Raw genomic sequence first — 21368 nt, 5'->3', positions numbered from 1 at the left:
TTTAACCTCAATAGAAAATCAGTTATGCCGGTCGAAAAACTCGACGATGGCGTTAAGCGCGACTGAGCGCATAGCGTCCTTTTCAAAAAGGATCTCATGGTACGCGCCGTTGATGACCAGCGGTTTACCCCCTTCACAAGGGTGACCGGCGGCAGCGCGCAGTTCACAATAGCGGTCATGCATGCGGTTATCCACCACACGCTCTTCTTCCGCCTGAATCAGAAGCGTCGGCGTGTCATCATCGCCTACGCCTGCCAGCACCTGCTCACCGGCCAGAATACCCTCACGCACCCAGTGCCAGGTCGGGCCGCCGACGCGCAAGCGCGGTTCATCGGCATAAAAGCGCAGGTTGCGGCGATAGCGCTGCCGACTGTGGGTTAAGACGTTGATGGCGAACGGCAATGCGCGCCAGCGTCCGGTTCCGATGGCATAGCCTTCACGAATGCGCTGATGGCCCTCAGCCCAGTCGAGAAGATGGCGCACCATCCAGTCGGGAAAACGAATGACAATACCGTACATCGGCGCGGTGAGCGCAATGGCGTCGCACTGGTGCTCATACCGCTGCAAAAACAGCGTCGAAATGGCGCCGCCCATGGAGTGCGCAAGGATGTACCGCTTGCGCCAGGGGCCGGGCTGAACTTCCTGCTGCCAGAACGCGGCAAAATCGTCGACATAATCGCTGAAGTGATCCACATGCCCGCGGTGCGTATCCGGCAGCATGCGCCCGGACAGCCCCTGTCCACGGTGGTCGATGATCAGCACGTCAAACCCCATGTTGACCAGGTCGTAGGCCAGTTCGGCATATTTAACGTAGCTTTCGATACGCCCGGGGCAGACCACGATCACCCGGTCATTTTTTTCATTGCGGAAGCGAACGAAGCGCACCGGGATGCCACCGACGCCCGTAAACTCGTCTTCCTCACGCTGCCGCCAGAAATCGGTCAGCGGCCCCATTGAGAAAGCAGCAAACGCGTTTTCTCGTGTTTCCCAGTCCTTTTTCTGCTGAAACATTGGGTTTCCACTCACGTAATCCAGGGAATATCGTTTTTTTTCGTCACTGGTCACAAAATGACTCAACAATAGCGTATTGTGGCATAAAAATAGACGGTTCGGGAGCTTCAAATGACCTTCGAGTGGTGGTTCGCCTACCTGCTGACATCAATCATCCTTAGCCTTTCACCCGGCTCTGGCGCCATTAACACTATGACCACCTCCATCAACCACGGCTATCGCGGTGCGGCGGCGTCCATTGCCGGTTTACAGACCGGGCTCGGCATTCATATTGTGCTGGTGGGGATTGGTCTGGGGACGCTGTTCTCTCGTTCGGTGCTGGCGTTTGAAGTGCTGAAGTGGGCCGGTGCGGCATATCTGATTTGGCTCGGTATCCAGCAGTGGCGCGCGGCAGGCTCGATTGACCTGAATACGCTCTCCAGGACGCAAACGCGCGGCCACCTGTTTAAGCGCGCGGTGTTCGTGAACCTGACGAACCCGAAAAGCATTGTGTTCCTCGCCGCCCTGTTCCCACAGTTTATCGTGCCACATCAGCCCCAAGTGATGCAGTACGTGGTGCTGGGCGCGACCACCATCATCGTCGATATCATCGTCATGATTGGTTACGCGACGCTGGCGCAACGGATAGCGGCGTGGATTAAAGGGCCTAAGCAGATGAAGGCCCTGAACAAAGTCTTTGGTTCGCTGTTTATGCTGGTTGGCGCGCTGCTTGCGTCAGCGCGTCACGCTTAGCGAGAAATGATGAGATGAATGCCGAAGCCGGCGAACAGCGCGCCGGCGAAGCCGTCGATCCACTTCGCGATGCGCTGATAGCCGCGGCGCATCGCCGGTAAGGCGAACAGGCTGGCCACGATGGTAAACCAGGCGAACGTCTCAACAACGATCAGCAGGAAGATCCCCCAGCGCGCGCCTGCGCCGACGCTGTCACCCACAAACAGCGAGAACACGGAGCCGAAATAGATAATCGCTTTCGGGTTTGCCAGGTTAGTCAGGAGCCCTTTTACAAAGCTGCGGCCGCCCGTTGCCAGCTCTACCTTTGGCTCTTCCGGTTTTTTCTCTTCTTTCTTCAGCGCCCCGCGCAGCATCTGGTAGCCCATCCAGCACAGGTACAGCCCGCCGCCAACCATAATGATGTTATGCAGCCACGCCATCTTCGCCAGGATCAGGTTCAGACCGAGCAGCGCGACCGCCGCCCAGACCATAACGCCCATGGTAATACCGAGCACGCCCATCATCGCCTCTTTGCGGGAGCGGCTGACGGCAGTTTGCGACACGAAGAAAAAGTCTGGGCCAGGGCTCATCAGCGCAACGATGTGCACTAACGCCACGGTGAGAAATAGCATTAACATAATTAGCTCGCGGGGAAATAATTCAGTGAGTCATCATCCTGGCACTTTTTCGCCCGTCTGACTACTCCTCATCATCACCATCGGCGTGAGAGCGGATAAGCGCCATAAACTCTTTACCGAAGCGCTCCAGCTTGCGCGTCCCCACGCCGTTAACGCTGAGCATTTCGCTGGCGCTGAGCGGCATCTGCTCGGCCATCTCAATCAGGGTCGCGTCGTTGAACACCACGTATGGCGGGATGTTCTCTTCGTCAGCGATAGCTTTACGCAGCTTGCGAAGCTTGGCAAACAGCTTGCGGTCATAGTTACCGCCGTAGGATTTCTGCATCACGCGCGGCTTGAGGGCGACCACGCGCGGCACGGCGAGCTTGAGCTCAACGTCACCGCGCAGGACCGGACGCGCCGCTTCGGTCAGCTGTAGCGCGGAGTGCTGAGCAATGTTCTGAGTGGCAAAGCCGAGGTGGATCAGCTGACGAATAATGCTGACCCAGTGCTCGTGGCTCTGGTCTTTACCGATGCCGTAAACCGGCAGCTTGTCGTGGCCCATGTCGCGGATACGCTGGTTATTGGCACCGCGCAGTACTTCCACCACGTAGCCCATCCCGAAGCGTTGATTCACGCGGTAAATGGTCGAGAGCGCTTTGCGCGCGTCCATCAGGCCATCGTACTGCTTTGGCGGATCGAGGCAGATATCGCAGTTGCCGCACGGCTCCTGTCGCCCTTCACCAAAGTAGTTGAGCAGCACCAGACGGCGGCAGGTTTGCGCTTCAGCGAAGGCACCCATCGCGTTGAGCTTGTGGCGCTCAATGTCCTGGAGTTGTCCCTGCGGCTTCTCTTCCAGACAGCGGCGCAGCCACGCCATATCGGCCGGATCGTAAAACAGCATCGCTTCCGCAGGCAGGCCGTCACGGCCGGCGCGGCCGGTCTCCTGATAGTAGGATTCGATATTGCGTGGAATGTCGAAGTGCACTACAAAGCGCACGTTCGGCTTGTTGATGCCCATCCCGAACGCCACCGTTGCGACGACGATTTGCAGGTCGTCGCGCTGGAATTTCTCCTGCACGTCGGCGCGGATGTGGTTCTCCAGCCCGGCGTGATAGGCGGCGGCGCTAAAGCCGCGATTTTGCAGACGCGCGGCGGTGTCTTCCACCTTCGCACGGCTGTTGCAGTAGATGATACCGGACTTGCCGCGCTGCTCCTGAACGTAGCGCAGGAGCTGGTCCAGCGGCTTGAATTTTTCCATCAGCATGTAGCGGATGTTCGGGCGGTCGAAGCTGCTGACCTGAATATACGGGTCGTTCAGCCCCAGCAGGCGAACGATATCCAGACGCGTGGTGTCGTCCGCCGTGGCGGTAAGCGCCATAAACGGCAGTTCAGGGAAGCGCTGACGCAGCTGGCCGAGGGCGGCATATTCCGGGCGGAAATCGTGTCCCCACTGGGAGATACAGTGCGCTTCATCCACCGCCAGCAGGACCGGGTTCCAGTGCGCGAGATGGTCGAGGAAGTTATCCAGCATCAGGCGTTCCGGCGCGATATACAGCAGGCGGATCTGCCCGGTGCGGCACCCGGCCATCACCTCTTGCTGCTGCTCCCGGGTTTGGGTCGAGTTAAGACAGGCCGCCGCCACGCCGTTGGCGAGCAGCTGGTCAACCTGGTCTTTCATCAGGGAAATGAGAGGCGATACCACGACCGTCAGGCCGTTAAGCACCAGCGCGGGCACCTGATAACAGAGGGATTTACCGCCGCCGGTCGGCATCACCACCAGGCAGTCTCGGCCTTCCAGCACCGTTTCAATGATGGTTTCCTGGCCCGGGCGGAACTGCTGGTAGCCAAAGGTTTCATGCAAAACCTGTTTAGCCAGCGACTCCTGATTCAATACTTCCGCCTGCGCCACGTTAACCCCATTTGCGAAAAATAAAACAGGCGCTATTTTCAGCGCCTGAGAGAGAAACTTCAACGTTTAACGCAAAAACATTCGAGCAGCTTAGAGAATATCGTTCAGCATTACGCCCACGCCAACGCGAGTCTGATTGAAGTTGTAATCGATCAGCGACTCGCCGTAGCCGCTATACACCTGGGTATAGAGACGCACGTGCTTCGTCACCGGGTAGCTCAGACCGAGCTCCGCACCGCCGTAGCCGGTGTTCCAGTTGTACTGGCCTTTCGCGCTCAGCACGGCATCACCAAGCTGGTAGCCGACCTTGAGCTGGTAGTAGCCCATATATTTGGTGATATCCGGGTTGTCATCGGTGCTGCCGAGCACATACCACGGCTTCACTTCCACCATCCAGTTACCGTTTTGCGCCATCAGGCGCGTATAGGCGCGGTTCCAGCTACGGGAGGTTGGATCGGAACGTCCGTTAGAATCATGGTTAAAGCCCACTTCGACGTCGCGCAGCGTCCAGCCAGCAAATTCATAGTCCGTTGCGAAGCCGAGGAAAAGCTGCGGCTCATAGTTGGTTTCACGGAACGGTGAAGATTCGCCGCTGTTGGAGAGCTGCCACCAGGATTTCTGCGTATAAGACGCGCCGAGCACCGAGTTTGGCCCCAGAATACCGCGCCAGAACGGGAACGCGAGGCTAAGCTGGAACTTCACCTCATCCTTACGCGCATTATCAGACCAGTTATAGGAGCTTATCGCTTCTTTGTTGAGATCGCTGGTTTGGGTATAAATCACGTAGTTCGTGTCATACGGGTAGAGCGTGAACGGATTGTCATGCTCCTGCAGCATATTGGCGATAATGCTGCCCTTAACGGCAGGTTTATCATGGACTTCTTTAATCGTCGCTTCCTGCGCATATGCTGTGAGGGGCAGCGCAACCGCCGCCAGTAACCAGGCCAGATACGTCCGCATCGGTGGTGTTCTCCTGCAAAGAGTAAAATTACCTGAATAGTTATGAGGCGAACATTCTACAGACTTCTGCGATAACTGCTGCATCCTCGTTTCTGAAAGTGGAATTCCTTATTGCTGAAGCATAAAATCAACATTTCATTAACAATAAGGATGTAATGCCTCATGTCAGCCATGCTTACCGCCGAAGAAGTGTTAAAACTCGTGGGCGAGATTTTTGTTTACCATATGCCGTTTAACCGTGCGCTGGGTCTTGAGCTGGAGCGTTATGAGAAAGAGTTTGCCCAGCTGAGTTTCAACAACCAGCCGATGATGGTGGGTAACTGGGCGCAAAGTATTCTGCACGGCGGGGTGATTGCCTCCGCGCTGGACGTGGCGGCAGGCCTGGTCTGCGTGGGCAGTACGCTGACGCGCCATGACACCATCAACGAAGATGAACTCCGCCAGCGTCTGGCGCGCATGGGCACCATTGATTTACGCGTCGACTATCTTCGCCCGGGGCGCGGAAACCGCTTTACCTGCACCAGCAGCCTGCTGCGTGCCGGGAACAAAGTTGCCGTTGCCCGCGTTGAGCTGCATAACGAGGAGCAGGTTTATATCGCCAGCGCAACCGCCACTTATATGGTGGGTTGAGGCGGCAAATTCGGGTAAAATTGATTCACTTTTTTGTAACGGATTTTCCCGATGGATGCTAAACAGACGCGGCAGGGCGTTTTACTCGCCCTTGCCGCTTATTTTATTTGGGGTATCGCCCCGGCGTATTTCAAATTTATCGCTTATGTTCCGGCCGACGAGATCCTCACTCACCGCGTCATCTGGTCGTTCTTCTTCATGATCGCGCTGATGAGCATCAGCCGTCAGTGGTCCGGCGTTAAAACGCTGCTACAAACCCCTAAAAAGGTCTTCCTGCTGGCGCTTTCTGCGGTGCTGATTGGCGGCAACTGGCTGCTGTTTATCTGGGCGGTGAATAACCACCACATGCTCGAAGCGAGCCTGGGGTACTTCATTAACCCGCTGGTGAATATCGTGCTGGGGATGATTTTCCTCGGCGAACGCTTCCGCCGGATGCAGTGGGTGGCGGTGATTCTCGCCTTCTGCGGCGTGCTGGTGCAGCTGTGGACGTTTGGCTCGCTGCCGGTTATCGCCCTCGGTCTGGCGTTCAGCTTTGCTTTTTACGGCCTGGTACGTAAGAAAATCGCGGTGGAAGCGCAAACCGGGATGCTGTTTGAAACCCTGTGGCTGCTGCCGGTGGCGGCGATCTATCTGTTCGGTATCGCCGACAGCGCCACCAGCCATATGGGCAGCAACCCGTGGTCGCTGAACCTGATGCTGATGGCGGCGGGCGTAGTGACCACCATTCCGCTGCTGTGCTTCACCGGTGCGGCAACGCGCCTGCGCCTCTCCACGCTGGGCTTCTTCCAGTACATTGGCCCGACGCTGATGTTCCTGCTGGCGGTGGTGTTTTACGGCGAAGTGCCGGGTGCGGATAAGATGGTGACCTTTGCCTTTATCTGGGTGGCGCTGGCGATTTTCGTCGCCGATGCGATTTATACCCAGCGCAGAACCCGCAGAGGAATGTAGGTGTTTTGTAGGGCGGGTAAGCGCAGCGCCACCCGCCAGATTTTACAGCCAGTTCCGACGCTTAAAGTACAGATACGGTGCCAGCCCAGCGAGGATCATAAAGATAATCGCCCCCGGGTAGCCAAAGCTCCACTTCAGCTCCGGCATAAACTCGAAGTTCATCCCGTAGCTGGACGCCACCAGCGTCGGCGGCAGGAACACCACGGACACTACCGAGAAGATCTTGATGATGCGGTTCTGCTCGATGTTGATAAAGCCCATCGCCGCCTGCATCAGGAAGTTCACCTTCTGGAACAGAGATTCGTTGTGCGGCAGCAGGGATTCGATATCGCGTAAGATCTCACGCGCCTGCTCCAGCTGACCGCCCGGCAGACGCGCCTTGCGCACCAGGAAGTTCAGCGCGCGCTGGGTATCCATCAGACACAAACGCACCTTCCAGCCGATATCTTCCAGCTCTGCCAGCGTCGAAAGCGCTTCGTCGTACTCATCCCCCTGATGGCCTTCCATGATCACGCGGCTCAGCTTTTCCAGATCGCTGTAGATGTTTTCAATTTCGTCCGCCAGCTGTTCAATTTTAGTTTCGAACAGATCGAGCAGCAGCTCGTAAGCGTTGCCGTCCACCATCGCCTGGCTGCGGGCGCGCATGCGGTAGAGACGGAATGCCGGCAGTTCGCGTTCACGCAGAGTAAACAGACGACCGTCGCGAATGGTAAACGCCACGGTGGAGTTGCCCGCGTGATCTTCCGCATCTTCAAAGAAGAAGAAGGAGTGAATGTGCAGGCCGTCTTCATCTTCAAAGAAACGCGCGGAGGCTTCGATGTCTTCCAGTTCCGGGCGGGTTGCCAGGCTTTGCCCCAGCTCAGATTGTACGCGAAGGCGTTCATCGTCGTCCGGCTCGACCAGATCCACCCATACGGCATCAATGAGGGGCTGTGACTCTTCGGCTTCAAGCCGAGTCAGTCGGTTATTTTCGAGTTGAAATGCACTCAACATGACCGGGACTCCCAATGCAAAAAATATCGGACAGTTCGGTGGGCACACAGAAACAAATTGGGTTTCAGACCATTAAACAGCCTGACTCAGCGCGACGGGAATAATGCAGTCGCTGACAACCACTAAGGCCATCAGCATGAGGAGATAGCCTTAGGAGTTGTTCCTGGATGACAGGGAATTGAGCCAGTATCTACTGGGTGTGTCCAAGGCGAATGTCCTCTTAGCGTAATCGTGCGCGCATGTTACGCCAGCAGTAACTGTGGCGTCAACACGCAACGGAACGCTGAAGGGCATTAATTGACCTTCACTGTATAAGGCTAGCAGATTATTGCAAAATAATGATATTTTTCTGAATGTTAGACTGTTTCCAGCTTCGCGTAGGCCGCCACCAGCCATTTGATCCCCTGCCCCTGGAACGCCACCTGCAGGCGGCTGTGCTCGCCGCTGCCTTCCAGATTCACAATGGTACCTTCGCCAAACTTCGAATGGCGCACGCGCTGGCCCAGCTTGTAGCCGGTGTCGGTTTCAGAGATCGGCGAGCCCATGCGCGGATGGCTAACCGGACGGCTGATGCTCGCCCGCAGACGCACCTCTTCCACGCACTCTTCCGGCAGTTCGCCGATGAAGCGCGACGGACGGTGATAGACCTCTTTACCGTACAGGCGGCGGGTTTCAGCGTAGGTTAGCGTCAGCTTCTGCATCGCTCGCGTCACGCCCACGTAAGCCAGACGACGTTCTTCTTCCAGACGCCCGCCTTCATCGAGCGACATCTGGCTTGGGAACATGCCCTCTTCCATGCCGACGATAAACACCTGCGGGAACTCCAGACCTTTGGCGGAGTGCAGGGTCATCAGTTGAACCGCGTCCTGCCAGGTGTCCGCCTGCCCTTCACCCGCTTCCAGCGCGGCGTGAGAGAGGAACGCCTGCAGCGGCATCAGGTCTTCGTCTTCTTCGTTGTAGCTGAACTGGCGCGTTGCCGTGACCAGTTCCTCTAAGTTCTCTATACGGGTCTGCCCCTTTTCGCCTTTTTCCTGCTCGTACATGGTACGCAGCCCGGAGTCTTTAATCACCCGGTCGGTCTGCACGTGCAGCGGCATGTCGGCGGTTTCCTGCGCCAGGGCATCAATTAATTCCAGGAAGCGCTGGAGCGCGCTGGCCGCACGTCCGGCGAGGGCTTTTTCCTGCAGCAGCTCGCGGCACGCCTGCCACAGCGTCAGCTGGCGATCGCGCGAGGCCTGGCGCACCACGTCCAGCGTACGGTCGCCAATCCCGCGGGTCGGCGTGTTCACCACGCGCTCAAACGCCGCGTCGTCGTTGCGGTTGGCGATCAGGCGCAGATACGAAAGCGCATCTTTGATCTCCTGACGTTCGAAGAATCGCATGCCGCCGTAAATGCGGTACGGCATGCTCACCTGCAGCAGCGCCTCTTCCAGCACGCGCGACTGGGCGTTGCTGCGGTAGAGAATGGCGCACTGCTCCAGCGCGCCGCCGTTGTCCTGCCAGGTTTTGATGCGGTTCACCACGAAGCGCGCTTCGTCGAGCTCGTTGAAGGCGCAGTAAATCGAGATCGGTTCGCCGTCGACGCCGTCGGTCCACAGCTTTTTGCCCAGACGCCCGTTGTTGTTCTCAATCAGGGCGTTGGCCGCGCTCAGGATGTTGCTGGTTGAGCGATAGTTCTGCTCCAGACGGATGGTTTGCGCGCCGGGAAAATCGTTGAGGAAGCGCTGGATGTTCTCCACCTGCGCGCCGCGCCAGCCGTAGATCGACTGGTCGTCATCGCCCACGATCATCACCTTGCCGGTATCTCCGGCCAGCAGGCGGATCCACGCGTACTGGATGTTGTTGGTATCCTGGAATTCGTCCACCAGGATGTTGGTAAAGCGTTCGCGGTAGTGTTGCAGGATATGCGGTTTGTTCAGCCACAACTCGTGGGCGCGCAGCAGCAGCTCGGCGAAATCCACCAGGCCGGCGCGGTCGCACGCTTCCTGATAGGCCTTATAGACGTTCTGCCAGGTCTGCTCGACCGGGTTACCGAAGCTCTGAATGTGGTGCGGGCGCAGACCTTCGTCTTTCTGTCCGTTGATGTACCACATCGCCTGACGCGGCGGCCACTGCTTCTCGTCGAGGTTCATCGCCTTGATCAGGCGCTTCAGCAGACGGAGCTGATCTTCGCTGTCGAGGATCTGGAAATCCTGCGGCAGGTTAGCGTCCATATGGTGCGCGCGCAGCAGACGGTGCGCCAGGCCGTGGAAGGTGCCAACCCACATGCCGCCCTGGCTGGTGCCCATCAGCTGGGCGATACGGTGACGCATCTCCGCCGCCGCCTTGTTGGTAAACGTCACGGCCATAATCGAGTACGGTGAGCAGTTTTCCACGCTCTGCAGCCAGGCGATACGGTGAACCAGCACGCGTGTCTTACCACTCCCCGCCCCAGCCAGAACCAGCAGGTTGGTGCGCGAGGCGGCAACCGCGTCACGCTGTTTGTCATTAAGGCTGTCGAGCAGGTAAGAAACGTCCATTGGCACCGTCACGTCATGTCGGGGCAGGCAAATGTTTCCACTCGCCAAAACCCTGTTAATTTATACAGAACAATTGATGATTATATCAGCGTCGTGAGGGATGCCAACCGCGAAATTTCCACGTGCGGCAGAAGACGGCTGTCTGTTGCGGTCATCAGCTCCGCATTTTCTGGCTTGATCCAGCAGGCCTGCATGCCGCAGCGGATGGCACCCGCCACGTCGGTGGTCAGATCGTCGCCCACGTGAAGAATGTTACCGAGCGGCAAATTCAGTTTTTCCGCTGCCAGGTGATACATGTCGCTGAACGGCTTCGCGCGCCCGTGCGGACCCGCGCGCAGCACGAATTCAAAATAACCGCTGAGGCCAAACAGCTCCGGCTGGGCATTGCCGTTGGTGATGGCCACCAGCGGCCACTTTTCGGCAAGCTTCGCCAGCGTGTCGTGGGTTTCCTGCGGCACGTCGATACGGCTGCGCCATTTGGCGAAGTTTTCCATTGCCGCTTCGGCACCGACGGCGGCATCCTGTGCGCTCAGACCCGCGTTCAGCATCGCCTGCTCAACCGCGCGACGACGCCATTCGGTCACGTCGTGGTAAATGTCCGGCTCGGTCTCCCGCAGGGACTGACGCAGCTTCTGGAAGTCCTTGTTCTGCATCGCCTTCAGCGCGGGATGGTAGTTCTGCACAAACGCCAGCGACTCCTGCTCGGTACGCAGGATCACCTCGCGGTTGTCATAAAGGGTGTCATCAAGGTCGAACGTCAGGGCTGAGATCTGACCGAGTGGGCGGTAAAAACGCATTATTTCCCCCGTTTGGCGCGTGGATGCGCCGCGTCATACACCGAGGCAAGGTGTTGGAAGTCTAAGTGGGTATAGATTTGAGTGGTCGACAGATTCGCGTGGCCAAGCAGTTCCTGTACGCCGCGCAGATCGCCGCTCGATTCCAGCATGTGTGTCGCAAAGGAGTGGCGCAGCTTGTGGGGATGCACGTGGCTGTTCAGCCCCTGCTTGATGCCCCACTCCGCAAAGCGCTTCTGCACGTTACGCGCGGAGATCCGCTTGCCGAGCTTTGATAAAAACAGCGCATCCTCTTCCGCGCCAAACAGGCCGCGCAGATCCAGCCAGTGCTCAATCCAGGAGACGGCGTTGCGGCCAATCGGCAGGCGGCGCTCTTTGCTGCCCTTGCCCATCACCCACACTTCGCCGGATTCCAGATCGAGATGCTTTAAGTCGAGGTTCACCAGTTCGGAGAGACGCAGGCCCGCGCCGTACATCACCTCCAGCATCGCGCGGTCGCGCACGGCCAGCGGATCGTTCAGATCGATATCCAGCAGGCGGTTTACGTCGTCGACGTCAATATTTTTCGGCAGATGGCGCGGGGCTTTCGGCGTGGCGATCCCTTTTGCCGGGTTGGCTTTCAGGCCGCCCTGGCTGACCAGCCAGTCGAAAAAGCTGCGCAGGGCAGAGAGCCGGAGCGCAAGGCTCGCCGGGCTAAGATTTTTTTTACGGCTACGCACGACGAACCCGCGTACCGTGGCGGCGTCACATTGTTGCCAGCTTTTCAGGCCGATTTCTTCGGCAATCTGCATGATGGCATCAAGCTGACGCTGATAGTTAAGCAGCGTAATGGGGCTGAGCTGACGCTCAACGCCCAGATAGCGCAGAAACCGCGAGACGTCAGTGGCGAGCAGTCCGTCCGTCATACGCGTTCAATCCAGCGCTCCAGCAGCTCGGGCAGCATCAGGGCGATCTCCTGCAGCAGGTGCGTGGCTTGCCCCTGCTCATAGTGGTGCGCGTCGCGGCTGGTAAATAATATTACCCCCAGGTCGCCATCGCGCCCCATCAGCGACATCGCTACCGAGCCAATCGCTTTGGCTTCCGGCAGCACTACCAGCAGCTCAGGTCCGTTCAGCGGCCCCAGATAGTGATGCTCATGGCCCAGGCGCTGAATGCGCAGCGGCTCAAACGCCTGACGGCTGAGCGCCAGATGGGTGAACCCCGACGGTGCGCCAATGCGCCAGCGATCAGGGAACAGACGAATCGTTGCGCCCGCCAGCCCCAGTTCGCGCGCCCAGCGGTGGAAGCGGCTGAGAAACTCTTCAAGGCTGTGCGCCGAGGCCAGACGCGCCTGCAGGTGCAGAAGGCGATAGAACAGGCTTTCGTTGGTGCTGGCCTGCTCCATCAGCAGCGTCATGTTCTCTTCAAGCTGGTTGATGTGGTTACGCGCGCGCGCCATGTGCCATTCGACCAGCGACACGGTCCCGCGAACCGGATGCGGCACGCGCATTCGTTCGACGACGCGTGCATTGCGAATAAAAAACTCAGGATTGTTCAGCAGATAATCAACAACAGCGCTATCGTCCAGTTCCGTCACTGTTTCCTGCAGTTCTTCCCCTGGTTGTTTCATAGATGGATAAACCCGTCATAAACATGTGTCGCCGGGCCAGTCATGTACAGTGGATGACCCGCTCCTTTCCAGGCGATATCAAGACGCCCGCCCGGTAATTCCACGCGAACCTCTTCTGCCAGTAACCCCTGGGAGATACCGACGGCCACCGCCGCACAGGCGCCGCTTCCGCAGGCCTGGGTTTCGCCCGCGCCGCGCTCGTAAACCCGCAGACGGATGTGTTCACGCTTCACCACCTGCATAAAGCCGATGTTCGCCCGCTCCGGGAACCGCTCGTGGCTCTCCAGCACCGGACCGAGCGTTTCGACCGCCGCGGTTTCCACGTCATCCACCTGAATCACGCAGTGCGGGTTACCCATCGAGACAACGCCGCACAATACTGTCTGCTCGGCCGCCCGCATAATATAGGTCTTTTCCGCTTTGTTTGCGCGAAACGGCACGGCGGAAGGCTCGAAGTTAGGCTCACCCATATTGACGCGCACCAGCTCATCGTCGGTAACGCTGAGCACCATACGACCGTTGGCGGTACTGACGCGGATATCGCGCTTATTGGTGAGCCCTTTCAGGCGGACAAAGCGGGCGAAACAGCGCGCGCCATTGCCGCACTGGTTAACCTCACTGCCGTCAGCGTTGAAAATACGGTAGTGGAAATCGAGGTCAGGATCGTAGGGCGGCTCAACCACCAGCAGCTGATCGAACCCCACGCCCACGTGCCGATCCGCCAGGCGGCGGATCAGTTCCGGGGAGAAAAACACATTCTGCGTTACCGCGTCGACGACCATAAAATCGTTGCCAAGGCCATGCATTTTAGAGAACTGCATCATTTGCTCCATTGCGCGGGTACAGAACGTTGTCGTCAGAGGTTAACCTGAGTCGGACCGCCGTTATCGCCACGATCGTTAGTCTTTGGCGTGGAAGACTCGATGCCGCTGTTAACCGGTTTTGTCGGCGGCGGCGCGGTTTTATCCGCAGGCGGGAAGTAGAGTGGTCCCTTCAGTCCGCAGCCGGTCAGGCTAAACAGCGTGATGAGAACGGCAAGCGTTCGGAAAGCGTTTTTCATTATAAAGTTGCCCGTAAGTTCAAATCTGTTTCTATCATCGCAGGAGAAGACACAAAAGCAAGAGTTTGCCGCTTTCCTGCAACGGGAATTATTTAGCGTTATACTGCCGCCATCACGAAAAACAGGAACAAAACCATGAACGACAGTGAATTCCATCGCCTTGCCGACACCCTGTGGATGACCATCGAAGAACGTATCGACGACTGGGACGGCGACAGCGATATCGATTGTGAAATCAACGGCGGCATTCTGACCCTGAGCTTCGAAAACGGCAGCAAAATTATTATTAACCGTCAGGAGCCGCTTCACCAGGTGTGGCTGGCGGCCAAACAGGGCGGCTATCACTTTGATTTGAAGGGTGACGAGTGGGTTTGCGATCGCAGCGGCGAAACGTTCTGGGATCTGCTGGAACAGGCGGCGACCGCGCAGGCGGGCGAGGACGTGAGTTTCAGGTAGTTTTGTTGCCCGGTGGCGGCTGCGCCTTACCGGGCGAAAAGCCTCAGGAGAAATACTGCTGCAACAGCGGTGCGGTATCCTGATTCGCAGGCGCCGCAGGGGTAATCGCCTGCGTACGGAACGGGATCACCTGCGCTCGCCCATCCACGTTCACAATCTGGTAGAACTGCGGCAGGTTGAAGTTGATAAAGCTGGAACCGTAGGTGAAACGGTCATGCGAGGAAGAGTAGAAGCGGCTGACGTCGCGCACCAGCTCCTCTTTGCTGCCTTCACAGTGGTGATACACCTCGGCGCGGTTGGTCTCATCCAGAATGTAGATGTTGAACCCGGCATCGTCGCCCGACTCTTCAAAGAAGAACTGAATAATCCCTTCACTGGCAAAGCCATCCACCACCTGCGGCAGCTTGACGTGGTTGGTTTCCACCTGAACCGACAGGCCGTGCAGCTTGTTGTGTGAAATCGCGCCGTAGAACTCGATAGCGTTTTCCAGCTTCTGCACCGACACGTTCAGACGCTCGAAGAACAGGCCCCACGTCTGCCCTGAAACGCGCAGCGCTTTAAAGCGCCCGGTTTCCTGACGGGTGCTGGAGAGGCGCAGTTCGATGCATTCAGAGACCAGCTGCTGCACGCGGGTACGAATCAACCCACGCAGATGCTGGCTGTAGCAGAACACTTCGACGCTGTCCGGCGGCGCGGCGTCCTGGTGCATCTTGCCGAGAATGGTTTTCAGCGCTTCAATCATCGCCTGCTCGCCGTTGAAGTGCAGGGTACGCACTTCGTTCCACGAGTTGCGGTACAGCAGGTCTACGCTGCCCACCAGGCAGTTTTGCTGCTCGCCAAAGCTGAAGACGTCCAGCTTGCGGAAGTCAAAATGGACCACCTGATTGCGGAAGGCCGCCGTCGGGTCGTACTCCAGGTTGACGATGATCGCCAGGTGACGGATCTCGCACGGGCTGTAGAGCGCTTTTGGTGTTGGGGCAGGCAGACGCAGCGGGAAGTGGTGCGAGACATCCGCCACCATCTCCTGCAGCTTGGCGAGATCGACCACCTCGTTGCCTTTGATAAACAGGCGCGTGCGCGAGGTCAGCAGGCCGTTAAACCAGGCCCACGCCACCAGCTTGTTCAGATAGCGGTTATATTCCAGCGGCTGATGGCTGATGATGGAATCCATGCTTGGCGCACGGTTGTACAGATACCACCCGGTGCGGTTCGCGCGGCCCGGCGGCACATAGATAAAGGTCAGGTTCGGTTCTGACAGGTCAGGCGAAATCTGCGGGTTAACCAGCGTCACTTTACCCGGCAGCGCTTCAAACGCGGCGTACAGCTTGCGGGTCAACACCCCGATATCCTGCGGGCTGGCGGAGACGCTAAGGTTATTGCGGCGCGCAAAGCGGATCAGGTTACGGTAGCTTTGCATCATCGCGTCGAGCAGTTCGTTGTGCGCTTCACGCACCTGATCGATCTTCCAGTTGGCGCGGTTGTCGAGCATGGACAGACGCGCTTCGTCCCATCCCCACTCTTTCACTAGCTGACTGACCACTTCACGACGCCAGCCCACGCAGGCGCGCTCACGGCTCAGCTTTTCACAGACCTTGAGATAGAAACATCGACGCACCAGGTCAAGACGCGTGGTGTCATCAATGGCTTTCAGGTATTCGGTAACGCGCTCCAGCATCATGCAGTAGGCGTCGAGCCCGTAGGAGACAATTTCGCCATCGTGCAGGCGCTGCTTGATATCTTTCGCCAGCAGGCGCGGCGTAGGGTATTCCCACGAGTAGGCTTCAAGCAGCAGGGTTTTCAGCACCGCTTTGTACGGTGAATCAATGCTCTTGTAGAGCTGCCAGAGGCTTGCACCAAAGTACTCTTCGGCGGACAGGGAGCTGAGGCCGCCCAGGTCCAGCCATTCGTTTGGCGTCAGTACGCCCTGCGCGTAAAGCGACATAACGTAGTCGTCGTAATGCTCTTCTTCTTCGCACGGGACCATATTCCACAGAATACGCTTCCCGGCCAGACGAACGGCAGTACGGTAAAATTCATCCAGCAACAGGATGTGCTGAGTCGAGCCGCAGTCCTCACCACCCAGACTGCCGCTTTCATTATGGCGGAAACGGTTTTCATCAATCAGGAAGAAGCTCACTTCCACGCCAAGCGAGGCCGCCCAGCTTTCCAGCAGGCTGCATTTACGCTGCAGCAGCTGGCGCTCTTCGTTATCGAGCCAGGATTGATGGCAGACCCAGATATCCAGATCCGAAGAACAGCTCTGCCCTACCGATGAGGTGCTCCCCATCGAGTAAACGCCGGTAATCGGCAGTTCACCTTTCGGAGAAACCTGAGGCGGCATGCCGCGGTAGAGTTCCAGCTCGTTCAAATAATGCTGTTGGGTTTCATCAGGCGTGAAGAGGCAAATGCCCTGGGGAACGTTACCATCAAGGTAGCCAGGCATTAGCGGGTGGTGATAGTGCAATAATGTCGGCAGCAGACTGTATACCTGCTGGAAAGCAGGGCCCATGGCAGCAAGCGCGCGATCCACACGCAGTTGATTTATGGCATCCAGTCTCTGTTTCAGAGTCTCAATATAGAGGTACAAGACGTATCGCCTGATGTTTCCGGGTGTCGTAAGCTATTCAAAACACGAATAACAGCGAGCCCGCAGTATTTCAAAAAGATAACCGTTACCCTTTTTTCGCCCTTGTCATTATGGTGGTACCGACGAAAAAATGGTCTAAAACGTGATCAATTTAACACCTTGCCGGTTGACCGTAAAGAAAGATGCGCTACATACAAGTGTAGCACCGTTCTGTACGTGTAAATTCCTGAATACGGCTATGGCTGACGAATACGCCGCCTTGTCCCTCTCACGCTTCATCAACCGTAAAACTGCCATCCCAGAGTCAACAATGTTAGGATGGTTAGCGATTGATAATGACGGTAACAAGCATGTTAGACAATGTTTTGAGAATTGCCACACGCCAAAGCCCTCTCGCGCTCTGGCAGGCACATTATGTTAAGCAGCGCCTTGAAGCCTGCCACAGTGGATTGCGCGTCGAGCTGGTGCCGATGGTCACGCGCGGTGACGTGATTCTGGATACGCCGCTGGCGAAAGTGGGCGGCAAGGGCCTGTTTGTCAAAGAGCTGGAACTGGCATTGCTTGAGAACCGCGCCGATATCGCCGTACATTCGATGAAAGACGTGCCCGTCGAGTTCCCGGAAGGGCTGGGGCTGGTGACCATCTGCGAGCGCGAAGATCCGCGTGACGCGTTTGTCTCGAACCACTATGACTCGCTCGACGCGCTGCCGGCGGGTAGCGTGGTTGGCACGTCCAGTTTACGCCGTCAGTGTCAGCTGGCGGAGCGTCGTCCTGACCTTATCATCCGCTCGCTGCGCGGTAACGTTGGCACGCGTCTGGGCAAGCTGGATAACGGCGATTACGATGCCATTATTCTTGCGGTTGCAGGCCTGAAGCGCCTGGGGCTGGAGGAACGTATTCGCGTGGCGTTGCCGCCAGAGCTGTCGCTGCCGGCCGTCGGACAGGGCGCCGTCGGTATTGAGTGCCGTCTGGACGATGCGCGTACCCGCGAGCTGCTCGCTCCGCTGAACCATGACGAGACCGCAACCCGCGTAAAAGCCGAGCGGGCGATGAATACTCGCCTCGAAGGTGGGTGTCAGGTGCCGATTGGCAGCTATGCTGAATTAACAGACGGTGAACTGTGGCTGCGTGCGCTGGTGGGCGCGCCGGACGGTTCACAGATGGTGCGCGGCGAACGTCGCGGCAAGCCGCAGGATGCCGAAGCGCTTGGCGTGTCACTGGCGGAAGAGCTGCTGAATAACGGCGCGCGTGAAATTCTGGCCGAGGTCTATAACGGAGAACCCCCTGCATGAGTATTCTTGTCACCCGCCCTTCTCCCGCAGGAGAGCAGTTAGTGAGCCGTCTGCGCGCACTGGGGCAGGTGGCCTGGAGTTTTCCGCTAATTGAATTCTCCCCCGGTCGGGAGCTCTCTGCGCTCGCCGACCAGATGAATACCCTGCAGGAAGGCGACCTGCTGTTTGCGCTATCGCAGCATGCCGTGGAATTTGCCCATGCGCAGCTGCAACAGGCGGGGACACGCTGGCCGACCGCTCCGCGCTATTTCGCTATCGGCAGAACCACCGCGCTGGCCTTACATACCGTGAGTGGAACAGACGTTCGCTACCCGTTGGATCGGGAAATCAGCGAAGTCTTGCTACAATTACCTGAATTACAAACTATTGCCGGAAAGCGCGCGCTCATTTTGCGCGGCAACGGTGGCCGCGAACTGCTGGGTGAAACGCTGCGGGAACGCGGGGCTGACGTCACGTTTGTTGAGTGCTACCAGCGCTGTGCGAAACACTACGACGGTGCAGAAGAGGCGATGCGCTGGCACGCGCGCGGTATTAATACGCTGGTGGTCACCAGCGGTGAAATGTTACAACAGCTTTGGTCGCTGATACCGCGTTGGTATCGCGAAAACTGGTTACTCCGCTGTCGGCTTCTGGTCGTCAGTGAGCGTCTGGCGAACCTCGCCCGGGAACTGGGCTGGCAGGATATTCGGATCGCTGATAACGCCGACAACGATGCGCTGCTGCGCGCATTACAATAACTCTCAAATGGGAAGCCATAATGACGGAACACGAAAAATCCTCCGCCGTGGTTGAAGAGACCAGGGAGACTGTGGAGACAACGCCACAGCCAGAGACGACTGAGAAAACCGCTGAGAAGAAAAACGGCAGCAATAAAACCAGCCTCGCGCTGAGCGCGATTGCCATCGCCATTGCGCTGGCAGCAGGCGTCGGCCTGTATGGTCTGGTAAAGCAACAGAGTGCTAACCAGACGGCCACCAGCGATACGCTGGTCAATCAGCTTACCTCCCTGCAAAAAGCGCAGGAAACGCAGAAAACCGAGCTGGAAGCGGTGATTAAGCAGCAGGCCGCCGCGCTTGCCGAGGCGAACAGCAAACAGGAAGAGCTGACCAAACAGCTGGGCGAAGTACAGCAGAAAGTCGCCACGATTTCCGGCACCGATGCCAAAACCTGGCTGCTCTCGCAGGCCGATTTCCTCGTCAAACTCGCCGGGCGTAAGCTGTGGAGCGATCAGGACGTGACCACCGCCGCCGCGCTGCTGAAAAGCGCCGATGCGAGCCTGGCCGACATGAACGACCCGAGCCTCATTACTGCGCGCCGTGCGATTACCGAAGATATCGCCAGCCTCTCCGCCGTTTCACAGGTGGATTACGACGGCATTATCCTCAAGGTGAACCAGCTTTCGAATCAAATAGATAACCTGCAGCTGGCGGATAACAATGACGACGACTCCCCGATGGACTCTGACGGTACCGAGCTGTCCAGCTCCCTGAGCGAATGGCGCATAAACCTGCAGAAAAGCTGGCAGAACTTTATGGACAGCTTCATCACCATCCGCCGTCGCGATGAAACCGCCGTACCGCTGTTAGCGCCGAATCAGGATATCTATCTGCGCGAAAACATCCGTTCCCGCCTGCTGGTCGCGGCGCAGGCCGTGCCGCGCCATCAGGAAGAAACGTACAAACAGGCGCTGGATAACGTCTCGACGTGGGTACGCGCCTACTACAACACCGATGATGCAACGACCACCGCCTTCCTCGAAGATATCGACAAGCTGAGCCAGCAGAACATCACCATGAACGTGCCGGATAAACTGGCCAGCCAGCCGATTCTGGAGAAGCTGATGCAGACGCGCGTGCGTAACCTGCTGGCGCAGCCGGGCGTTCCGGCCGGGCAGACCGGCACAGCGGCGGCACCAGCGCCTGAAAGCGCGCCACAGGGAGAGTAATGATGCTAAAAGTCCTTTTACTCTTCATCCTACTGATCGCCGGGATCGTCCTGGGCCCGATGCTTGCGGGTCATCAGGGATACGTCCTGATCCAGACCGATAACTACAACATTGAAACCAGCGTAACGGGTCTGGCGATCGTTCTGATCCTCGGCGTCGTAGTCCTGCTTGCCGTTGAATGGATCCTGCGCCGTATTTTCCGCACCGGTGCCCATACCCGCGGCTGGTTCGTTGGCCGTAAGCGCCGCCGCGCCCGTAAGCAAACGGAACAGGCACTGCTAAAGCTGGCCGAAGGCGATTACCAGCAGGTTGAAAAGCTGATGTCGAAAAACGCCGATCACGCGGAACAGCCGGTGGTGAACTATCTTCTGGCCGCCGAAGCGGCGCAGCAGCGCGGTGATGAAGCCCGCGCTAACCAGCATCTGGAACGCGCGTCAGAACTGGCGTCTGGCGACCCGATCCCAGTGGAAATTACCCGCGTCCGCCTGCAGCTCGCGCGCAATGAGAACCACGCGGCGCGCCACGGCATTGACCGTCTGCTGGAAATCGCACCGCGTCATCCGGAAGTCCTGCGCCTTGCGGAGCAGGCCTATATTCGTACCGGAGCGTGGGGCTCGTTGCTGGACATCATTCCGTCGATGGCGAAGGCCGAGGTGGGTGATGATGAACATCGTGATGAACTTCAGCGTCTGGCATGGATTGGCCTGATGGATCAGGCGCGCGCCGACCTGGGCAGCGAAGGCCTGAAAACCTGGTGGAAGAATCAGAGCCGGAAAACGCGCCAGCAGGTCCCCCTGCAGGTGGCCATGGCGGAACATCTTATTGAATGTGACGATCATGACACTGCCCAGGAGATCCTTCTCGACGGCCTGAAGCGCCAGTACGACGATCGCCTGGTCATGGTGATCCCGCGCCTGAAAACCAATAACCCTGAGCAGGTCGAAAAAGTGCTGCGCCAGCAGATCAAAACCGTCGGTGACCGTCCGCTACTGTGGAGTACCCTGGGCCAGTCGCTGATGAAGCACGGCGAATGGCAAGAGGCGAGCCTGGCCTTCCGTGCGGCACTGAAACAGCGTCCGGACGCGTTTGACTACGCGTGGCTTGCCGATACGCTGGACAAACAGCATAAGCCAGAAGAGGCGGCCGCCATGCGGCGCGATGGGCTGTTGCTGACGCTGCAAAATAACGGTAACCCGCAATAAATAAAAAAGGAGGCCAGACGGCCTCCTTTTTTTATCGCCTTTCTCCTGCTACATTCTTTACACCCACATCTGCAAACGAACCCGCCAATGTAACGATGTCTTTTCATTAACCTTTTTTCACA

At 57.9% G+C, this 21368-nt stretch carries 21 protein-coding genes; 8 read left to right on the top strand and 13 right to left on the bottom strand.

All coding sequences use genetic code 11. The annotated features are described in order from the left end of the window. Positions 1–18 precede the first annotated feature (18 nt). Complete coding sequence (pldB, locus tag HBA26_RS11195; RefSeq protein WP_041911835.1) at positions 19–1011, bottom strand: lysophospholipase L2; 993 nt, start codon at positions 1009–1011, stop codon at positions 19–21. A gap of 111 nt (positions 1012–1122) precedes the next feature. Between pldB and rhtB the strand changes: the two genes are divergently transcribed. Beyond that, positions 1123–1743 carry a homoserine/homoserine lactone efflux protein gene (gene rhtB, locus HBA26_RS11190; RefSeq protein ID WP_028014786.1) on the top strand — a complete coding sequence of 207 codons (621 nt, stop codon included), beginning with the start codon at positions 1123–1125 and terminating at the stop codon, positions 1741–1743. Here rhtB and rhtC read toward each other — a convergent pair. The 3 genes from rhtC to pldA form a co-directional block, all read right to left on the bottom strand. Further along, positions 1740–2360, bottom strand: a complete 621-nt coding sequence (gene rhtC, locus HBA26_RS11185; RefSeq protein ID WP_010426287.1) for a threonine export protein RhtC — start codon at positions 2358–2360, stop codon at positions 1740–1742. The two genes, rhtB and rhtC, sit on opposite strands and share 4 nt — an antisense overlap. Before the next feature lie 61 nt (positions 2361–2421). Beyond that, positions 2422–4251 carry an ATP-dependent DNA helicase RecQ gene (gene recQ, locus HBA26_RS11180; protein WP_032644788.1) on the bottom strand — a complete coding sequence of 610 codons (1830 nt, stop codon included), beginning with the start codon at positions 4249–4251 and terminating at the stop codon, positions 2422–2424. A 90-nt stretch (positions 4252–4341) separates the two neighbouring features. Then, a complete protein-coding gene (gene pldA, locus HBA26_RS11175; RefSeq protein ID WP_028014788.1) occupies positions 4342–5211 on the bottom strand; it encodes a phospholipase A in 870 nt (289 codons plus the stop codon). A gap of 162 nt (positions 5212–5373) precedes the next feature. Here pldA and yigI point away from each other — a divergent pair, with 162 nt between their 5' ends. Together yigI and rarD are read left to right on the top strand one after the other, a co-directional pair. Beyond that, positions 5374–5841: an acyl-CoA thioesterase YigI gene (gene yigI, locus HBA26_RS11170; protein ID WP_028014789.1), complete on the top strand. Its 468-nt coding sequence runs from the start codon at positions 5374–5376 to the stop codon at positions 5839–5841. 51 nt (positions 5842–5892) lie between these two features. Beyond that, positions 5893–6789 carry an EamA family transporter RarD gene (gene rarD, locus HBA26_RS11165; RefSeq protein ID WP_048959726.1) on the top strand — a complete coding sequence of 299 codons (897 nt, stop codon included), beginning with the start codon at positions 5893–5895 and terminating at the stop codon, positions 6787–6789. Between the two features lie 42 nt (positions 6790–6831). On the opposite strand, the gene corA is transcribed toward rarD, so the two are convergent. From corA to HBA26_RS11130, 8 genes are all read right to left on the bottom strand, one after another. Next, complete coding sequence (gene corA, locus HBA26_RS11160) at positions 6832–7782, bottom strand: magnesium/cobalt transporter CorA (RefSeq protein WP_008501540.1); 951 nt, start codon at positions 7780–7782, stop codon at positions 6832–6834. Between the two features lie 150 nt (positions 7783–7932). Beyond that, positions 7933–7989: a YsgD/CorL family protein gene (gene ysgD / locus HBA26_RS22910; protein WP_212743980.1), complete on the bottom strand. Its 57-nt coding sequence runs from the start codon at positions 7987–7989 to the stop codon at positions 7933–7935. A gap of 149 nt (positions 7990–8138) precedes the next feature. Beyond that, a complete protein-coding gene (gene uvrD / locus HBA26_RS11155) occupies positions 8139–10301 on the bottom strand; it encodes a DNA helicase II (protein ID WP_041911833.1) in 2163 nt (720 codons plus the stop codon). Positions 10302–10381: 80 nt separating this feature from the next. Next, on the bottom strand, positions 10382–11098 hold the full coding sequence (gene yigB / locus HBA26_RS11150; protein ID WP_069733805.1) for a 5-amino-6-(5-phospho-D-ribitylamino)uracil phosphatase YigB: 717 nt from the start codon (positions 11096–11098) through the stop codon (positions 10382–10384). After that, positions 11098–12000 (bottom strand): tyrosine recombinase XerC, encoded by a 903-nt coding sequence (gene xerC / locus HBA26_RS11145; RefSeq protein ID WP_032644794.1) that lies wholly within the window; start codon positions 11998–12000, stop codon positions 11098–11100. The genes yigB and xerC overlap by 1 nt, the downstream gene beginning before the upstream one ends. Then, positions 11997–12704 (bottom strand): DUF484 domain-containing protein, encoded by a 708-nt coding sequence (locus HBA26_RS11140; protein WP_045260992.1) that lies wholly within the window; start codon positions 12702–12704, stop codon positions 11997–11999. Before HBA26_RS11140 ends, xerC begins: the two co-directional genes overlap by 4 nt. Beyond that, a complete protein-coding gene (gene dapF / locus HBA26_RS11135; protein ID WP_041911831.1) occupies positions 12701–13525 on the bottom strand; it encodes a diaminopimelate epimerase in 825 nt (274 codons plus the stop codon). Before dapF ends, HBA26_RS11140 begins: the two co-directional genes overlap by 4 nt. A 35-nt stretch (positions 13526–13560) precedes the next feature. Next, positions 13561–13764 carry a lipoprotein gene (locus HBA26_RS11130; protein WP_041911830.1) on the bottom strand — a complete coding sequence of 68 codons (204 nt, stop codon included), beginning with the start codon at positions 13762–13764 and terminating at the stop codon, positions 13561–13563. A gap of 135 nt (positions 13765–13899) precedes the next feature. On the opposite strand from HBA26_RS11130, the gene cyaY reads away from it, so the two are divergent. Continuing rightward, the gene (gene cyaY, locus HBA26_RS11125; RefSeq protein ID WP_003860816.1) at positions 13900–14220 is read left to right on the top strand and encodes an iron donor protein CyaY; all 321 of its coding nucleotides are present in this window, start codon (positions 13900–13902) and stop codon (positions 14218–14220) included. A 43-nt stretch (positions 14221–14263) separates the two neighbouring features. Here cyaY and cyaA read toward each other — a convergent pair whose 3' ends face one another. Further along, positions 14264–16807, bottom strand: a complete 2544-nt coding sequence (gene cyaA, locus HBA26_RS11120; protein ID WP_028014798.1) for a class I adenylate cyclase — start codon at positions 16805–16807, stop codon at positions 14264–14266. A gap of 350 nt (positions 16808–17157) precedes the next feature. On the opposite strand from cyaA, the gene hemC reads away from it, so the two are divergent. From hemC to hemY, 4 genes are read left to right on the top strand one after another with little or no spacing between them, the layout of a single operon-like run. Next, entirely contained in the window at positions 17158–18099 is a 942-nt protein-coding gene (hemC, locus tag HBA26_RS11115) for a hydroxymethylbilane synthase (RefSeq protein ID WP_032644935.1), read from the top strand. After that, the gene (gene hemD / locus HBA26_RS11110; RefSeq protein ID WP_045631336.1) at positions 18096–18836 is read left to right on the top strand and encodes a uroporphyrinogen-III synthase; all 741 of its coding nucleotides are present in this window, start codon (positions 18096–18098) and stop codon (positions 18834–18836) included. The genes hemC and hemD overlap by 4 nt, the downstream gene beginning before the upstream one ends. A gap of 20 nt (positions 18837–18856) precedes the next feature. Further along, positions 18857–20044, top strand: coding sequence for a uroporphyrinogen-III C-methyltransferase (gene hemX, locus HBA26_RS11105; protein ID WP_041911826.1), 1188 nt, complete (start codon positions 18857–18859; stop codon positions 20042–20044). A gap of 2 nt (positions 20045–20046) precedes the next feature. Further along, entirely contained in the window at positions 20047–21246 is a 1200-nt protein-coding gene (gene hemY, locus HBA26_RS11100; RefSeq protein ID WP_028014802.1) for a protoheme IX biogenesis protein HemY, read from the top strand. Positions 21247–21368: the final 122 nt, after the last annotated feature.

The organism is Enterobacter sp. 725m/11 (assembly GCF_011683705.1).
GTDB classification, from domain to species: Bacteria; Pseudomonadota; Gammaproteobacteria; order Enterobacterales; family Enterobacteriaceae; genus Enterobacter; species Enterobacter bugandensis.
The sequence above is the reverse complement of the archived record's forward strand: the minus strand, read 5'-3'. Positions and strand labels throughout refer to the sequence as shown.